At 59.6% G+C, this 17,007-nt stretch carries 15 protein-coding genes; 11 read left to right on the forward strand and 4 right to left on the reverse strand.

Annotated elements, in window-relative coordinates; all coding sequences use genetic code 11:
* The first annotated feature begins 253 nt into the window (after positions 1–253).
* The gene (locus ACTNBY_RS00300) at positions 254–964 is read left to right on the forward strand and encodes a hypothetical protein (protein ID WP_441062967.1); all 711 of its coding nucleotides are present in this window, start codon (positions 254–256) and stop codon (positions 962–964) included.
* 18 nt (positions 965–982) lie between these two features.
* Here the strand turns inward: ACTNBY_RS00300 and ACTNBY_RS00305 are convergent, their stop codons facing one another.
* The gene (locus ACTNBY_RS00305; RefSeq protein ID WP_441062968.1) at positions 983–1,546 is read right to left on the reverse strand and encodes a PucR family transcriptional regulator; all 564 of its coding nucleotides are present in this window, start codon (positions 1,544–1,546) and stop codon (positions 983–985) included.
* A 141-nt stretch (positions 1,547–1,687) separates the two neighbouring features.
* Here ACTNBY_RS00305 and ACTNBY_RS00310 point away from each other — a divergent pair, with 141 nt between their 5' ends.
* The 3 genes from ACTNBY_RS00310 to ACTNBY_RS00320 all read left to right on the forward strand — a co-directional run bounded on the left by ACTNBY_RS00310 (position 1,688) and on the right by ACTNBY_RS00320 (position 3,914).
* Positions 1,688–2,020, forward strand: a complete 333-nt coding sequence (locus tag ACTNBY_RS00310; RefSeq protein WP_441062969.1) for a hypothetical protein — start codon at positions 1,688–1,690, stop codon at positions 2,018–2,020.
* A 169-nt stretch (positions 2,021–2,189) separates the two neighbouring features.
* Entirely contained in the window at positions 2,190–2,861 is a 672-nt protein-coding gene (locus ACTNBY_RS00315) for a response regulator transcription factor (RefSeq protein WP_427728526.1), read from the forward strand.
* A gap of 9 nt (positions 2,862–2,870) precedes the next feature.
* Positions 2,871–3,914: a sensor histidine kinase gene (locus ACTNBY_RS00320; protein WP_441062970.1), complete on the forward strand. Its 1,044-nt coding sequence runs from the start codon at positions 2,871–2,873 to the stop codon at positions 3,912–3,914.
* A 251-nt stretch (positions 3,915–4,165) separates the two neighbouring features.
* Here ACTNBY_RS00320 and ACTNBY_RS00325 read toward each other — a convergent pair whose 3' ends face one another.
* Positions 4,166–4,603: a universal stress protein gene (locus ACTNBY_RS00325; RefSeq protein ID WP_154515052.1), complete on the reverse strand. Its 438-nt coding sequence runs from the start codon at positions 4,601–4,603 to the stop codon at positions 4,166–4,168.
* 241 nt (positions 4,604–4,844) lie between these two features.
* Here ACTNBY_RS00325 and ACTNBY_RS00330 point away from each other — a divergent pair, with 241 nt between their 5' ends.
* The 4 genes from ACTNBY_RS00330 (at position 4,845) to ACTNBY_RS00345 (ending at position 11,025) form a co-directional block, all read left to right on the forward strand.
* Positions 4,845–5,825 carry an undecaprenyl-diphosphate phosphatase gene (locus ACTNBY_RS00330; protein WP_441062971.1) on the forward strand — a complete coding sequence of 327 codons (981 nt, stop codon included), beginning with the start codon at positions 4,845–4,847 and terminating at the stop codon, positions 5,823–5,825.
* Between the two features lie 146 nt (positions 5,826–5,971).
* Positions 5,972–8,875: an ATP-dependent helicase gene (locus ACTNBY_RS00335; protein ID WP_441062972.1), complete on the forward strand. Its 2,904-nt coding sequence runs from the start codon at positions 5,972–5,974 to the stop codon at positions 8,873–8,875.
* Positions 8,876–9,241: 366 nt separating this feature from the next.
* On the forward strand, positions 9,242–10,270 hold the full coding sequence (locus ACTNBY_RS00340) for a hypothetical protein (protein ID WP_441062973.1): 1,029 nt from the start codon (positions 9,242–9,244) through the stop codon (positions 10,268–10,270).
* Positions 10,258–11,025, forward strand: coding sequence for a hypothetical protein (locus ACTNBY_RS00345; RefSeq protein ID WP_441062974.1), 768 nt, complete (start codon positions 10,258–10,260; stop codon positions 11,023–11,025). The genes ACTNBY_RS00340 and ACTNBY_RS00345 overlap by 13 nt, the downstream gene beginning before the upstream one ends.
* A 238-nt stretch (positions 11,026–11,263) precedes the next feature.
* Here ACTNBY_RS00345 and ACTNBY_RS00350 read toward each other — a convergent pair whose 3' ends face one another.
* Both ACTNBY_RS00350 and ACTNBY_RS00355 read right to left on the reverse strand, forming a co-directional pair.
* Positions 11,264–12,196 (reverse strand): type I phosphomannose isomerase catalytic subunit, encoded by a 933-nt coding sequence (locus tag ACTNBY_RS00350; protein WP_441062975.1) that lies wholly within the window; start codon positions 12,194–12,196, stop codon positions 11,264–11,266.
* A gap of 72 nt (positions 12,197–12,268) precedes the next feature.
* Positions 12,269–12,988, reverse strand: a complete 720-nt coding sequence (locus ACTNBY_RS00355; protein ID WP_154515044.1) for a GntR family transcriptional regulator — start codon at positions 12,986–12,988, stop codon at positions 12,269–12,271.
* Between the two features lie 340 nt (positions 12,989–13,328).
* Here ACTNBY_RS00355 and ACTNBY_RS00360 point away from each other — a divergent pair, with 340 nt between their 5' ends.
* The 3 genes from ACTNBY_RS00360 (at position 13,329) to nhaA (ending at position 16,994) form a co-directional block, all read left to right on the forward strand.
* Positions 13,329–14,282, forward strand: a complete 954-nt coding sequence (locus tag ACTNBY_RS00360) for an ROK family protein (protein ID WP_441062976.1) — start codon at positions 13,329–13,331, stop codon at positions 14,280–14,282.
* 166 nt (positions 14,283–14,448) lie between these two features.
* Positions 14,449–15,372, forward strand: coding sequence for a manganese-dependent inorganic pyrophosphatase (locus ACTNBY_RS00365; protein ID WP_154515040.1), 924 nt, complete (start codon positions 14,449–14,451; stop codon positions 15,370–15,372).
* A 263-nt stretch (positions 15,373–15,635) separates the two neighbouring features.
* A complete protein-coding gene (nhaA, locus tag ACTNBY_RS00370; protein ID WP_154515038.1) occupies positions 15,636–16,994 on the forward strand; it encodes a Na+/H+ antiporter NhaA in 1,359 nt (452 codons plus the stop codon).
* The last annotated feature ends 13 nt before the right edge of the window (positions 16,995–17,007 follow it).

Here is a 17,007-nt window from a genome sequence, read left to right on the forward strand (position 1 = left end):
CGCGTAACTGCTCGACGCTGCGCCGGCCCCAAGCACCTCATCTCGCCGCTCAAACCGTCGCTCGCGTACAGAAGTACGCGTCGCTCCTCTTTCGCGGCGACCTGAGGCACTTGGGTCCGGCTCGCTGGCTTATGCTCCACCAGCGGTATTGGCTCGCCCCGAACTAAAGCTATCTATTGCCGCCCGTGCCGGTTGGTGCAGGCGGCTTTTTTGGGTATAACGGTGCGGTGTATGTTTTTGAGAAAGGTTGGATATGGCCGTTGTGGATGATGCCGAGCTGTTTGGCAATGCCGAGGACCAGCGTGCGTACGAGGACTTTTGCGCCAATCAGGAGGCGGTCGAGAAGTTTACGCTCGACAAGCCCGCGCTTGTCTGCCGTTGGCGCATGTCCAACAAAAAGGTGCCCATGCTCAACCGCCACATTCGTGCGCTGTCCGAGCGCCTGGTGCAGGGCGAGCCGCTCACCCATAACATGCTCAGCTGGGCCAAGCAGCACGTTGAGTGGTCGCTTGCCGAGGGCGATTACACCGCGCGCGACGGCGTGCTCATGCTGGTGATCGACGTTAACGGCAATGCCGCCATGACGGTGGGGGAGTACGAGCCGCTGGCCGATACTTCGGCCAAGGCGCTGCGTGCCCGCTCCGCCGAGGCCCGCTCCGAGGCCGACGAAACCGGCGTGGCGCCCGAGCTGCTCGCCGCCGTCAACAACGGCGAGCTGGTCTTTGTGGCACCGGCGGACGAGTGCCTGTGTGGCACGGCGACGCTTATCGAGCAGCTGGCCCAGACCAAGGGCATCCCGGTCACGCGCGTGGACATTCCCGCGCAGCTCAAGGGCGCGCTGTTCCTGGTGAGTGACGAGCACGGCGTGGTCCCTGCCGCCGAGACGGACGCCGCCGAGTCCGACGCCGCTACGGTTGCCTTCTTTGCCGAAGGCTACGAAAAGCTCCGTGCCCGCCGCTCCTAACCTCAAGGCGGGGTGGGCTTACTGAAGCGAGCGAGCGCGTTCGATGGCGTAGGCGAGCGACAGCTGCTCCATCTCTGGGGCGCATTTGTAGCTCAGCCCGGTGAGAGCTGTCACCTTATCGAGGCGATACCGAATCGTGTTCGGGTGCTGGCTCGTCTGCCTGGCGGTTCGCTCGATACGTCGGTCGTTCTCGATGAATGCGGCGAGTGTGGATTCCAGTTCGCTGCCATGCTCGCTGTCGTGCTCGCGTATCGGCGAGAGAATCGCCTCCGAGAACGATCGCATCTCAGGGGTTTCCGCAAAAGGCATCACGGTTCTCAGGATGCCGAGCTGCGTATAGCGGACGGGGCCCTCGGCTCGTTGACAAGATAGGCGCTGTGCGTAAATCGCCTGCGAGATCGCCTGCGCCACCGCCTCGTCTCCAAACAGAATATCGCTGATGCCGAGTCCTTCCGCTCCGCCATCGATACCGCTAACCTCGATGAGCTCCGTGAGCGCCTGCGCGATTCGCTCCACATCGAGCGTCTGCTCCGAGTCGCTTGTCGCTACGAATAGCAGACCTCCGTCATAGGGTGCCAGCATGTTGTGGCATTCGGCGAGGGTCGATTTTGAACAAAGACGTTCGATTTGCAAAAACGTACGCGGGTCGAGGGGCTCTGCAAACGATGCGAACAGGGCGACCGCTTCGTCCAGAAAGGCATATTCAGCGAGTCGGTGGCGGAGTTGATTCTGAGTAACGCTTCCGTGATCCTTGAGCGCAGCCGTCGCATCGTCCTTCAGAACCTTGCTGTTCTGGAAAAGTGGGTCGAGAGCGAGCCGCACCTGTCGTTCGTCAAGCCCGAGGCGGGTAGCACCGCGCTTGTGTATTACGACTACGACAACGACTCCAGGACGTTCTGCACCGACATGATTAAGAAGTCCGGCGCGCTCGTCACCCCGGGCGATTGCTTCGAGGAGCCCAAGAGCATGCGTATCGGCTATGCATACTCCGATAACACCGACGACCTGCAGAAGGGCCTGGATGCCATCTCTGCGTACATGCGTACGCTCGAGTAGAGGCTCAAGGTCGAAGTGATGGGGCCGATCGGTTTAGGACCGAGGGCCCCCATTTTCTCTCAAGGCTACCGAACGCTTTTGTCACATTAGGTGCCCACGGGGTCGTATCGCTGCGACGCCGTGGGCATAATGGTGTGGAAGGTGCAAGTTGCGCGAAATGGGAGGACACATGGCGCTGATCTATGTCGTTGAGGACGACGAGCGCATTCGTCGTGAGCTTGTCGACATCCTTGCCCGCGCCGGGTTTGAAATCGAGGCCTGCGAATCGTTTGAGCATGTCTCGCGCGATATCCTTGCCGCCGCGCCCGACCTGGTGTTGCTCGACCTCACGCTTCCCGTCAAGGACGGCCAACATATCTGCCACGAGGTTCGCCGCGAATCCGAGGTTCCTATCATCGTCCTCACGTCGCGCACGACCGAGATCGACGAGGTCATGGCCATGACGCTTGGCGCGGACGACTTTGTTCCCAAGCCTTACAGCGCCCGTGTGCTCGTGGCGCACATCAATGCGTTGCTGCGCCGCACCGCGGCGGCGGGCGATCGCAGCACGCTCGTCCACAAGGGGCTGGAGCTCGACCTCGCCCGCTCCATGGTCACCAATACGGCAACCGGCGACAGTACCGAGCTCACCAAAAACGAGCTGCGTATCCTCTCGCTGCTCTTGGGCCGCGCGGGCAAGATCGTCTCGCGCTCGGCTATCATGCAGGACCTGTGGGACTCCGACGCCTTCGTGGACGACAATACGCTCACCGTCAATATCAACCGCCTGCGCACCACGCTCGAAAAAATCGGCATCAAGGGGTATTTGACGACGCATCGCGGCCAAGGCTATTCGGTCTAGGGGCCGGTTATGTCGTTTGCCAAGTTCTTTAAAGATGCACTGCTTCCCGTTGCCGTGTGGACCTGCGGCGTGCTGCTGAGCTGTTTTGTACTGACGGTCGCCGGCGCCCCGGCATCCATCGTGGTCGTGGCGGTCGGTGTGTCCTTTATCTTTGGCATGCTGGGCATCGTGATCGAGTACGTGCGCCGTCGTCGTTTTCTGTGCCAGCTGGAGCGCGCGGCAGAGGAGCTGGGGAGCCCCGCATGGGTGCAGGAGATGGTGCAATGCCCGACCTATGCCGAGGGCGAGCTCGAATATGAGGTCTTGCGCCGGGTGGGCAAAGCCGCTTGCGACGAGGTGGCGGAAGGTCGGCGCCAGACCGATGACTACCGCGACTATATCGAGAGCTGGGTCCACGAGGCCAAGCTGCCCCTGGCGGCGGCTCATCTGATTTTGGAAAACCTGGACGGCAGCGAAGACGACCTGTCGCGCGTGGATGACCTGGGTCGCGAGCTGGCTCGCGTGGAGCGCTATATCGATCAGGCGCTGTACTATGCGCGCTCGGAAGTCGTAGAGCGCGACTACCTAATTCGCCGCTGGGGTCTCAAGAGCTTGGTGACGGGCGCGATTAAAGCCAACGCGCGCGAGCTCATTGCGGCGCACGTGGCTCCGGTGTGCGAGAACCTCGACTTTGAGGTGTTCACCGACGAGAAATGGCTCGAGTTTATTCTGGGCCAGCTCATTCAGAACAGCATTAAATATGCGCGTGAGGACGGCGCGAAGATTGTGTTTTCGGGTGCGTTGCTGGACGAGGGCCTGGCAAGCGAGCGCATCGAGCTTACCGTCGCGGACAACGGCTGCGGCGTGAGCGCGGCTGACCTGCCGCGCGTGTTCGAGAAGGGCTTTACCGGCGATAACGGCCGCACCACCAAGCGCGCAACGGGCATCGGCCTCTACCTGGTGGCGCGCCTGTGTTCCAAGATGGGCATCGACGTTGCCGCGGCATCCGACTCCGGCGAAGGCTTTGTCGTAACATTCGCTTTCTCGACCAACAAGTTTCAATACTTCGAGTAGTCGGGCCGTCTTGTGGTGCGGATGGCTATGTTCCCGAACGTGAACATGGCTATGAGGCTCTAAAAAATCACCCAAAAAAATGTGCCGCCCAACCAGGGCGGCACGCCATCTCTCTATTCAGCTAACTCGCTGAAGTACGGTGACGAAGGCGCAAGGCCGGGAGGGGTTATCTAAGCCGACATCCCGCAGCCGCGAAGCGGCGAGGACGTCGGCGTGATAACCCCGCAGGCCTTGCGCCGGCGGGAAGGAACCTACTTCACGACCAGAATGTCGCAGTCGGTGTTGCGCAGCAGGAATGTCGAAATCGAACCCAGGAGCGCATACTTGATCGAGGAAAGGCCACGAGCGCCGCAGAGCACCAGATCGGGCTTGACCACGTCGAGCATCTCGTCCTTGAGCGTCTCGCGAATACGGCCGGCGCGAATCATGACTTCGACCTCGGGAATGTTGGGATTAGCCTTGGCCTCTTCGAGCTGCTTGGCGATGGAGTTCTTAAAGGCCTCCTCCAGGCCGTTGACCAGATCGACCGGATAGGAACCGGCGCTCTCGAGCGCCGTGGAATCGATGACGTGACCGATGATCAGCTTGGCGCCATTGTTTGCGGCGACCTTGATAGCGCGTGTGAGCACAAAATCCTGCTGCTCAGTACCGTCGAGTGAAACAAATACCTTGGTATAGCCCTCGTTCATGGTTTCCTCCTTGGTCTATCGCACGGGCGCGGGCTCGTGCATCGGACGACGTGTTGGCCGCCGGACACTTTAGCTTGTTGCAGTTATACCCAAGGATTTCGGTTTGACCGCTCGCAATTCTGTGAACGGGCGAGATTTTTGGTAAGGGTGGGCGCGGCCGCGGCCGAACGGTTGATAATGGGACATCGCCCGCAACCGTCCGCAGAACAACTATCGGCGGGTGACAAACGAGGGGGTCCCTTTGGATATCATCGAGCTTCTAAAATCTGCCTTCATGGGCCTGGTCGAGGGCATCACCGAATGGCTGCCCGTTTCGTCGACGGGCCACATGATCTTGGTGGACGAGTTCGTCAAGATGAATGTGAGCGAGACATTCTGGAATATGTTCCTGGTCGTGATTCAGCTTGGCGCCATTTTGGCCGTTTGCGTTCTGTTCTTCTACGACTTAAATCCGTTCTCGCCCAGCAAGGGCAAGGAGGGTCGTCGCGACACCTGGGTGCTGTGGGGCAAGATTGTGCTTGGCTGTATTCCCGCCGCGGCGATCGGTCTGCCGCTCAACGACTGGATGGAGGAGCATTTCTATAACGCTCCCGTCGTGGCGCTGGCGCTCATCGTGTACGGCGTGTTGTTTATCGTGATTGAGAACTGGCGTGCGAGTAAGCGCGAGAACGCCGCTCTTGCCGATTCGTTTGGTTCGCGTGCTGTGGTGGTGGGCGGGCGTCCCGCCGGTGCACACTTCGCGGCGCCTGCGGCGGATATTGCCGAAGACAATGACGATGACGAGGATTTGGATTTTGGATCCATCGCCACGCTCGAGGACCTGAGCTGGAAGACCGCATTGGGTATCGGTTGCTTCCAGGTGCTTTCGCTGATTCCGGGCACATCACGTTCCGGCTCCACCATTATCGGCGGCCTGCTGCTGGGCTGCACGCGCTCGGTGGCGTCCAAGTTCACGTTTTTCCTGGCCATTCCCGTTATGTTTGGCGCGAGCGCGCTCAAGCTGGTCAAGTACTTCGTTAAGGGCGGTACGTTTGGCACCAACGAGATTGCCATTCTGGGCGTGGGCTGCGTCGTGGCCTTTGTGGTTTCGCTTATTGCCATCAAGTGGCTCATGGGCTTCGTTCGCCGTCACGACTTTAAGTGCTTTGGCGTCTACCGCATTATTCTGGGCATCGTGGTGCTCGCGTACTTCTTTGTTCTGGAGCCTATGCTCGGCCTGTAACTTGGTTGACGCTGCGCGGCGGCCAGAGCGCGGCGCACGGAGTCGTGGTGTGATTTGCGTCGGTGTCCGCGCGGCTCGGTATACTGGTACGGCTCAAACTATGGCGCCGCCCGCAGGCGCGCCGTCCGTCAGATGAGGAGTCGCCCATGACCCAGCCCTTGCCCTGGGAAAAGAACGCCGCGGTACCCGTGCCGCCCGCGCCGGAACCCGTGCCGCTCGATGCATACATCGCCCCCGCTGCGCCGGAGCCCGAGCTCGTTCCGCTCGACATCTACGACGCTCCCGCGCCGGCACCCAAGCCCGTCAAGCCGCTCGTCGACATTGACAGCCTTAATCCTGCCCAGCGCGAGGCCGTCCTGACCACCGAGGGCCCGTTGCTGGTCCTCGCCGGCGCAGGCTCGGGCAAGACCCGCGTCCTGACCTTCCGCATCGCGCATATGCTCGGCGACCTGGGTGTTAAGCCTTGGCAGGTTCTTGCCATCACGTTTACCAACAAAGCCGCGGCCGAGATGCGCGAGCGTCTGACGGCGCTCATTCCCAGTGGTACCCGCGGCATGTGGGTGTGCACCTTCCACGCCATGTGCGTGCGCATGCTGCGCGAGGACGCCGACCTGCTGGGTTACACCGGTCAGTTCACCATCTACGATGACGATGACTCAAAGCGCATGGTGCGTGACATTATGCAGGCGCTCGGCATCGAGCAAAAGCAGTTCCCCATCAACATGATTCGCAGCAAGATCAGTTCGGCCAAAAACGCCATGATCGGCCCCGAGGACATGCTCAAATCCGCCGATAGCCCCAACGACAAAAAGGCCGCGCAGGTCTACCTGGAGCTGGAGCGCCGCCTGCGCGCCGCCAACGCGATGGACTTCGACGATTTGCTCGTGCGCACACTCGAACTGCTGCGCACCCGCCCCGAGGTGCTCGACAAGTACCAGGAGCGCTTCCGCTACATTAGCGTCGACGAGTATCAGGACACCAACCACGTCCAGTACGAAATCGCCAACCTTCTGGCCGCCAAGTACCAAAACCTCATGGTTGTGGGCGACGATGACCAGTCCATTTACAGCTGGCGTGGCGCCGACATCACCAACATCTTGGACTTTGAGCAGGACTTTAAAAACTGCAAGACCGTTAAGCTCGAGCAGAACTACCGCTCTACGGGCCATATCCTAAACGCCGCCAACGCCGTGGTGCGCCACAACTCGCAGCGCAAGGACAAGCGCCTGTTTACGGCCGAGGGCGATGGCGAGAAGATTCAGGCCTTCCAGGCGAGCGACGAGCGCGACGAGGGCCGCTGGATTGCCGGTGAGATCGAGAAACTGCATGCCAAAGGCACGAGCTACGACGACATCGCCGTGTTTTATCGCACCAACGCCCAGTCGCGTATTCTCGAAGATATGTTTCTGCGCGCGGGCGTGCCCTACAAGATCGTGGGCGGCACTCGATTCTTCGACCGTGCCGAGATTCGCGACGTCATGGCCTACCTCAAGATGATCGTGAACCCGGCCGACGAGATGAGCGTCAAGCGCGTCATCAACACACCGCGCCGCGGCATTGGCTCCACCTCAATCCAAAAGATCGAGCAGCTGGCACGCGACAACCGTTGCTCGTTCTTCCAGGCTTGCGAGATCGCGTGCGCCGAAACCGGCATGTTTAGCGCCAGGGTGCGCAACGGCCTGTCGAGCTTTGTCTCACTGGTGCGCGAGGGCCGCCGCATGGACGGCGAGCTCAAGGACGTTGTCGAGATGATCGTCGATAAGACGGGCCTTCTGCAGGCGTTTCGCGTCGAGGGCACCATGGAATCTGAGAGCCGCGCCGAGAACATCCAGGAATTTCTGGGCGTTGCGGCGGAATTTGAGGAGACGCACGAGGATATCGAGGGTACGCTCGAGAGCCTAGAAGAGCTGCGCGCAGCCGGTGTTGCCGACGTGCCTGCCGGCGCCGAGCCCGAGCCCGTCGTGGTGAGCGTGTCTGCGCCCGAACCGGGGCCATCTGTCCCGGCATCCTCGTTTGAGGCGCTCGTCGGCGCCCGTGACGCCGCGGGCTCCAATCCGCTCGATGGCTTGGCCGCTCCGGCGCTGTCTCCGCAGGATGCCCTGGCAGCCGCCATCGCAGGCAACGCGTATGCCGCGCCGACGGAGCTGTCGGCGGGTGCCGTGCATGCCGGCGAGATCGAGCGTACCTACGGTCCGCTCACCTGTAAGGCGCTGCCGGCACTCATGGAGTGGCTGGCCTTGCGCTCCGACTTGGATTCCCTGGCCGGCGAGACGCATGCCATTACCATGATGACCATCCACTCCGCCAAGGGCCTGGAGTTTCCGGCGGTGTTCGTGGCCGGCATGGAGGAGGGTATCTTTCCGCACGTGCACGACTTTGGCGGCAGCGATGATCCGGGCAAGCTCGAGGAGGAGCGTCGCCTGGCCTACGTCGCCATCACGCGTGCCCGCAAGCGCCTGTTCTTGACCTATGCGGCCACGCGTCGCACCTACGGTTCGACCTCCGCCAACCCGCGTTCGCGCTTTCTCAACGAGATTCCGTTTGAGGATATCGAGTTTAGCGGTATCGGTTCTGCCGGTTTTGAGGGCACGGGCTGGGAGAAGCGCGGCGACCGTCGCGGCACCTTTGGCTCGGGCATGGGTTCGGATATGTATGGCGGCAAGGTGTTTGGTTCGCATACGCGCTCGACCGGCGGTTCCGGTTCGCGCGGCGGATCGAGCTTCGACGATTTCTTTGGCGGCAGCAGCTACGGGACCGAGCGCCATCGTGGGGTCTCGCCCGACGCCGGTCGCGTTGCCTCGACCTTTGGCTCGGGCGCACCGCGAGCCAAAAAGCCGTCGTCCAAGGTGTCCCCGACAGTGGAGCGCAAGGTCGATCGCGCCAGCGCGTCGCAGGACTTTGCCGCGGGCGATACCGTGAGTCATAAGACCTTTGGCACGGGTACCGTGATCTCGGTCGCTGGAGACATGATCGAGGTCCAATTCGAAAAGACCGGCCAGACCAAAAAGCTAATGAAAGGCTTCGCTCCGATTGTTAAGCTGAATGCCTAACTGCGAGGTTGGCCGGGCGCGCCGGGGGCTTTGGTCGCCTGCTCGGACAGTCCTGCTCGCACGGAGAGCACATTAAGTGCTCTCCGGCTCGTGCGGAACTCGCGATCGACCAAAGCCCTCGACGCGCCCTCTTCCTTGTGACGTTTTAGCCTGCAGCTTTCGAACCTCGCTCTGCTTGTTCGCTTTTTGATCTGGAGAGCCGGGTGGGCTGATAGATAGATACGAGTAGGGGCTCTTCCGTACATGGTCGGGAGAGCCCCTTATTACGTTTCGGATTGTTTCTTATGACTTTGGGGATTGAGCGTTTTATACGATTCAGTATAATTTTAGATAGATACTAAAATGTAACTGAAATGAAAATGGTGAGTGGACATGCTGCTAAATTGTCTCCCTAAAAGACTCTTCTCTTTAGAGCTCGCCATCGACCCGGAGCCAGTTGAGATACAGATTCCTCGCATGTATCTCGAGCGCTATTCGCTTCGCTTAGCACGGCTCGGCATGTCTGAGCAAGGCCGTTTTATTGTTGCGGAACCAAAAGAACCGCCCAGTGTCATTTCGGCGCGAAATCTCGCCAATGCAGTGCGCAAGATAGATGCTCGCCCGGTGGCAATTTGCTGGAACGCTATGGATTTAGGCTTTATGCGCGCGCTTTCTTCGGAGGGGATCGCATATATCCGAGATGAGCGAAATGCGTTTCTGCCGTTTATCGGAGCCGTTATTTCCGGTGAGGTGCTGGGTGCTTCTCCCGCTGCTCCGCTTTCGCCCCAATCTCAACGAATCGTCCTAAATCTCATCGCGGGACGATGGGTTGACTGCTCCGCCGGCGACCTAGCGCGTCTGTGTGGCAAAAGCGCGGCAAGCGTCAGCGGCTATCTTTCGGAAATCGCCGCTATAGCTCCTGGGTTGATTATGCGGGACGGCAAAAAGCGTATATTGTGCGATGCCGGGTTGTCGACCGAGACGCTGCTGGATGGGTTTGAGGACTATCTTCGCACACCAGTTTTAGAGCGAATCCGGCTCAAGAAGGTTATCGAGAGAACAGAGCTACGTGCCGTTGACGCGCTGCTTTCCGGTATGTCTGCCCTTAGCTATATGTCTGACCTTGCTCATAAAGAATCTGCTCCAACCATTGCTCTCGAAAAGAATCAGCTAGAGGACCTAAAAGAGCACATGGGTGACAGATGGCTGGAGGCCCAGTGGTACGAACCGGCTGCTATCGAGATTGAGGTCTGGTCGTATCCCGTGGACGAGCCGTCCGATGTTAGTTTTGACACGACAGGTTTGCAATGTGTCGACCCGTTCTCCTTATACGTTGCCTGCGCAAAAGAGGATTACAAAGATGACCGTCTGCTCGATGCGGTCGAACAGCTCAGGAGGACGATATGCCAAAAGTGAGGGGGATAGAGCGATTTGCCGACGCCATGAGCAGCTGCAAAGGTGGTTACGTCCTTATTGGTGGAGGGGCCTGCAGCGTTCTATTTGACAGCGAAGGTGATTCATTCAGGGCTACCGAAGACTTGGATGTCGTCGTAATTGCTGATGGGGAAGGCGTTGAATTTGCCACTGCATTGTGGGCATTTATCAAAGCAGCTGGATACGAGATTGGAAAGGTCGGCGATGGAAAGTGCACTTACTATCGGTTCTGCTTGCCCAAAGGATCGAAGCGGGCCCTAGACTATCCCGGTCAAATTGAGCTATTTGCCCGACATCCTGATTTTGTGCTCGAAGATGAAACGAGCGAAGTGGCACCTCTTTCCTTTGACGGGGCCGTATCAAGTCTCTCGGCAATTATCCTCGACGATGGCTACTACGAATATATTCGCGACAACGCAACGAACGTAGAAGGCATTACGTTGCTCGATGCACTCCATATCATTCCCCTCAAGATGCGTGCGCACATTGATATCAACAGAAGTTATGAAGAGGGACGTCGTTGCAACAACATTGATCGGCGGAAGCACCGTTCGGATGTTGCTCGACTTGCTGACTTATTGTCGCCTTCGGCGCGTTTGGAGCTAACGGGGCAAATGAGGGTTGATGCGGAGGATTTTCTTACGGACTTTGCTTCGTATGTAAATCGGCAGACCAACCGTAAGGAAAGGGCGCGGCTTCAGGACACGTTATCGTTTCTCGAAAAGGTCTACCTATAGGCACCTTGAGTCGTTATGTATAGCGGGGGCTCCTCCGTTGATGAACGGAAGAGCCCCTTGTTGCTTTTTGATTGTCGTTACTAGCCAGAGGCTCGCCGGGATGGGGCGCGGGGTTTGGTCGATCGCGAGTTCCGCACGAGCCGGAGAGCACTTAATGTGCTCTCCGTGCGAGCAGGACTGTCCGAGCAGGCGACCAAAGCCCGCGCCCCATCCCGGCGAGCGCTCGGGGACCGGTAACTTACAGGTGCGAGACGATCAGTTCCATCTGGCCTTCGAGGTCGATGGAGCTGACGGTGCTGGGTGCCAGCAGGTGGCTTCCCTTGTGGACGGGGTCGCCGCAGACGGTGCCTTTGCCGTTGATGACCGACAGGCACATGAAGGGCCAGCGCTGCTCCAAGGTCTTGCTGCCGTCGACGCGTACGCGATCGACGGTGTAACAGGAGTTAGACTCGAGCTCGGTCACGCCGTCCACCTCGGGCGCGGTTATCGTGCCGTCGGTCGGAGCCTGAGCGTCAAAATCGATGCAATCGAGGCTCTGCTCAATGTGCAGCGGACGCAGCTTGCCATCGGTGCCGGGACGGTCGTAGTCGTACAGGCGATACGTCACGTCGCTTGACTGCTGCGTCTCCAAAATGAGCGTGCCGGTCTTGATGGCGTGCACGGTACCGGAATCAATCTGGAAAAAGTCGCCCTTGTGGATCGGCAGCACGTTGAGCATGTCGTCCCAACGGCCCCCCTCGATCATCTGTGCGGCCTCGGCGCGGTCATGCGCGCGCTGGCCGACGATGATCGTGGCGCCGGGCTCGCAGTCCAGCACATACCAGCACTCGGTTTTGCCCAGGCTGCCGTTCTCGTGCTTGGCGGCGTACTCGTCGTTGGGATGAATCTGGATCGAAAGGTCGTCCTTGGCGTCCAGAATCTTAACGAGCAGCGGGAACTCCTTGCCCTCGCACCTGCCAAAGAGCTCGCGGTGCTCGGCCCACAGCCACGACAGCGTGTGGCCGGCATACGGGCCCTCCGCAATCTGGCAGTCGCCGTTGGGGTGGGCCGAGATGGCCCAACACTCACCGATGGGTCCATCGGGAATGTCGTAGCCAAATACGGTTTCGAGCTGGCGGCCGCCCCAGATCTTCTCGTGGAAGATCGGCGTCAGTTTAATCAAATCGGACATATTCATACCCCATTGTGTTGCGCGGGCGTTGCACAAACAGCTCAAAACGAGCGCCCGCATGACTACAAAAACCTATGCCAACGTTACGTTGTGCAACTCAAAGCGGTCGCCAACGTTGCGCGAGACCGAATACTCAAAGGCCGCGCCGCTGTCCAAAAAGCCAATCTGGTTGAGCTCGAGCAGGGGAGAGCCAGGTTTGGTGTCCAGGCGCTCGGCTTCTTCCTCGGTTGCTGCCACGGCGCGAATGGTACGGTGGAAGCTCGAGATCTTCAACCCACATTGCTCGCGGACAAAGCGGTAGACCGATCCGTACAGGTCCTTCTTTTTAAGGCCCGGAATCAGCTCGAGGGGCATGTAGGTGTACTCGATAACGATGGGCTTCTCATCGGCCTGACGCACGCGCACGATGTGATAGGCAAAGTCATCCTCGGCAATTCCCAGCTGGGCTGCGATGTCCGCTGGTGGATTAACAATCGAGAAGTCGTAGACTACCGAGGTCACCTTCTCCCCGCGGTGCTCATACGAAAAGCCCTGGGCACGGTCGTTTTTGCCCTGGAAAAACGCTTGGCCGGGAAGCCCCGCCGTGTCCTTAACGTAGGTACCCGATCCACGACGGCTGGTAACAAGACCTTCCTCGGTGATTTGCTCGATAGCTCGTTTGACAGTGATTTTGGAAACGCTATAGAGTTCGCAGAACTCAACGACGGTGGGAAGCTTGTCGCCTGGTTTAAGAGCGCCATCCTCAATACTTCGACGAATATCTGCAGCTATCGCCTCGTATTTGGGAATCATGGAACCTCCTTTCCAACTTGATCGAGTATAAAAGAAAGTATACTCAACACCTAAGTATCCCTATTGAGTCATTGAAAAGTTCGATAGATATATTACTAAAAGTCGCTTTGCGCTAAAAATAAAAGCGCTCTAAATAAATATACATTCGAATAATGTCGTGTTGAGAAATCTAATCGGTCCGAGGACGGGGCCGAACCGATTTAGCACCCAGCGAACCGAATCCTGTATTCTGCATTTCCTCAGATAAAACCTACCAAAACAAACCTGTCCCTTTTTGGTAGGTTTTTGCCTTGGGAGCGGTACCATACAGACAATGTTTAAATGAGAAAGGCGGGCCCCTATGGAACCTAAGCAGTACTACATCGGCATCGACGTCGGCGGCACTTCGGTTAAGGAGGGCCTGTTCGATGGGGATGGCAACCTGCTTGCGAAGGTCAGCGTGCCCACGCCTCCCATCGTTGACGCTGCGGGCTTTGCCGCGGTGACCGAGGCTATCGACCAGGTGGTCGCCAAGGCACAGATTCCGCGCGCCTTTGTGGCGGGCATTGGCCTTGCTGTTCCGTGCCCCATTCCGGCAGCGGGCGATGCCAAGGTCAAGGCCAACATTGCCATTAACCTGCCCGAGTTGAAGATCGCCATTCAGGAGCACTGCCCCGATGCGGTCGTTAAGTACGAGAACGATGCCAACGCCGCTGCCATGGGCGAGGCTTGGCTCGGTTCTGCCAAGGACGTGCAGAATGTGGTGATGGTCACCATCGGTACCGGCGTGGGCGGCGGCGTTATCGTCAACGGCGATGTGGTGTCGGGTGTTGTGGGCGCCGGCGGCGAGATTGGCCATATGTGCCTGAATCCGGCTGAGGAGCGCACTTGCGGCTGCGGCGGCCATGGCCACCTGGAGCAGTATTCCAGCGCCACCGGCGTGGTGAACAACTACCTTGCCGAGTGCAAGAAGGCGGGCGTCGAGCCCATCGAGCTCACCGGCCCCTCCGATTCCAAGGACGTGTTCCAAGCCTGCCGCGAGGGTGATAAGCTCGCGCTGGCCGCGGCCGATACCATGGCCGACTATCTCGGCCGCGCCCTGGCGCTTATTGCCAACGTGGTCGATCCCGAGATGTTCCTGATCGGCGGCGGCGCCTCCGCCTCGGCCGATGTCTACCTCGATAAGGTTCGCGAGTACTTCCAGCGCTACGCGCTTTCCGCCTCGCGCGAGACGCCCATTAAGGTTGCCTCGCTCGGAAACGACGCCGGCATCATCGGTTCTGCCTACGTAGCCCTGCGCGCTGCCGGTAAATAGCTGGTGCAAGGGGGCCAGGTTACTTTGCACCAACATGGTGCAAAAGGGACAGCCTTGGCCCCCATACCTGCCACAAAATATGCCGTGGCCCTTCTGTCCCCAAAGGCCAGCTGCCAGCGTGCTACCATAGCTACGTCTAAGTACACATACCAAGTGGAGGATACCCATGGCAAACGTTCTTGTCTTTGGTCACCAGAACCCCGATAACGACGCCATCATGAGCGCCGTCGTTCTGTCTCAGCTGCTCAACCAGGTTGAGTATGCCGGCAACACCTATGAGGTCTGCGCTCTTGGTCAGCTTCCGGCAGAGTCCGCCAAGCTGCTCGCAGACGCCGGCATTGCCGAGCCCCGCATGATTGAGTCCGTCGAGGCCGGCCAGCTTGTCGTTCTCACCGACCATAACGAGTCCGCCCAGTCCGTCGCCGGCCTTAAGGACGCCACGGTCTTTGGCGTCGTTGACCATCACCGCATCGGCGACTTTGAGACCGCCGGCCCGCTGCACTACATCTGCCTGCCCTGGGGTTCCAGCTGCACCATCGTCACTAAGCTCGCCGGCGTGCTCGGCGTTGAGCTTTCCGACGTTCAGGCCAAGCTGCTGCTCTCGGCCATGATGACCGACACGCTCATGCTCAAGAGCCCCACCACCACCGATGTCGACCGCGCCGTCGCCGCCAAGCTCGGCGAGCAGGTGGGTGTCGACCCGGTCAAGTTTGGCATGGAGGTCTTCCTCACCCGTCCGTCCGGCTCCTTCACCGCAGCCGAGATGGTCGGCAACGACATCAAGATGTTCGAGCCCGCCGGCAAGAAGCTGCTCATCGGCCAGTACGAGACCGTCGACAAGAGCCGTGCGCTCGGCATGATCGACGAGATCCGCGAGGCCATGCGCGCCTACGCCGCCGAGAAGGGTGCCGACGGCATCGTCCTGTGCATCACCGACATCATGGAGGAGGGCTCGCAGGTCCTGCTCGAGGGCGAGACCGAGGCCGCTCAGAAGGGCCTGGGCATTGCCGACGAGCACGACGGCGTCTGGATGCCGGGCGTCCTCTCCCGTAAGAAGCAGGTCGCTGCCCCCATCATGGCCGCCTGCTAGGTTTTGTAGCCTGCTACGACCGGACCGCGGACGCCCCGCGCTCCGGTCGTTTTTTGTTCGCGGGACCGCGTCCCCTATTGGACAGGGGCGCCCGTACCGTTGGGCAAATAATGTTCAACCTGTGGTTCCGCTTTTCGGCCACGCCTGCGTGCTTGTCGTGCAGGGTAGGCTAGATGCAAGCGTAATACGTTGGAGCGCGGTGCCGCCACTTGGGCGGGCCGTGCTTTTTTAAGACGGGAGCTTTCCCGTGAAAGGAGCCGCCCATGGCAGCAACTGAGCAGCTGTTCAACGTTCGTGAGCGCAAGCGCTTTGAACGTCATGACATCTGGGAGCGCATCGCCGAGAACGGCACGATTTCCGCCGCCGTCATGGTCATCGCCGCCATCGCCGCCGTTATCTGCGCCAACACCGATGTCTACGAGGCTATCCATCACTTTTTGGAGACCCCGCTGTATGTGGGTCTGGGCAACCTTACGGCTGGCCTTACCGTCGAGCTTTTCGTCAACGACTTTCTCATGGCGATCTTCTTTTTGTTGGTGGGCATTGAGCTTAAGTACGAGATGACGGTCGGCGAGCTCAAGAATCCGCGTCAGGCCATGCTTCCCATGCTGGCAGCCGTGGGCGGCGTCGTCGTTCCCGCCTGCATCTACCTGATCTTTAACCATGCCGGCGCCCGCAACGGTTGGGCCATCCCCATGGCAACCGATATTGCCTTTGCGCTGGGCGTGCTGTCGCTTTTGGGCAATCGCGTGCCCAACGGCGTGCGCGTGTTCTTCTCGACGCTCGCCATCGCCGACGACCTCATCTCCATCGCCGCCATCGCCATTTTCTACGGCCAGAGCCCCAGTCCGTTTTGGCTGGGTGCCGCTGCAGTTGTGACCTGCGCACTTGTGTGGCTCAACAAGACTCAGCATTATCGCCTTGCCCCGTACTCGGTGCTTGGTCTGCTGCTGTGGTTTTGCATGTTTAAGAGCGGCGTGCACGCCACGCTTGCCGGTGTCATCCTGGCCTTCACCATCCCGGCCAAGTGCGGTGTTAAGCTCGATAGCCTTACCGATTGGCTAGGCGAGTACCTGCCGTTGCTCGACGACCGTTACGACGACGAGGCGCACATCCTGGGCCAGCACGACTTTACCCTTTCGACCACCAAGGTCGAGCGTGTCATGCACCGTGTGACCCCGCCGCTCATCCGCATGGAGCGCCTGATCTCCACGCCGGTCAACTTTGTGATCCTGCCGATCTTTGCGTTTGTCAACGCGCAGGTTCGCCTGGTGGGCGTGGACATGAGCGTGCTGCTTACCGACCCGGTGACCCTCGGCGTGTACTTTGGCATGCTGCTGGGTAAGCCGATCGGTATCTTTGGCGTGACGTTTGCCCTGGTCAAGCTTAAGGCTTGCGAGCTGCCTCATAACGTTAACTGGCACATGATCGCCGGCGTGGGCATTTTGGGTGGCATCGGCTTTACCATGTCGATCCTCATCAGCGGCCTCGCCTTCCCGACGGCCCAGTTCGAGGTTCTGGCCGCCAAGGCCGCCATTCTTGCCGGCTCTGTTACCGCGGCCGTGCTGGGCATGATCTACATGAGCGTGGTCTGCAAGCACCCTTCGCCCAAGGACGAGTAGGAGCGCGAAAACC

This window comes from Collinsella sp. HCP28S3_E12 (genome assembly GCF_052065595.1).
Lineage (GTDB): Bacteria > Actinomycetota > Coriobacteriia > Coriobacteriales > Coriobacteriaceae > Collinsella.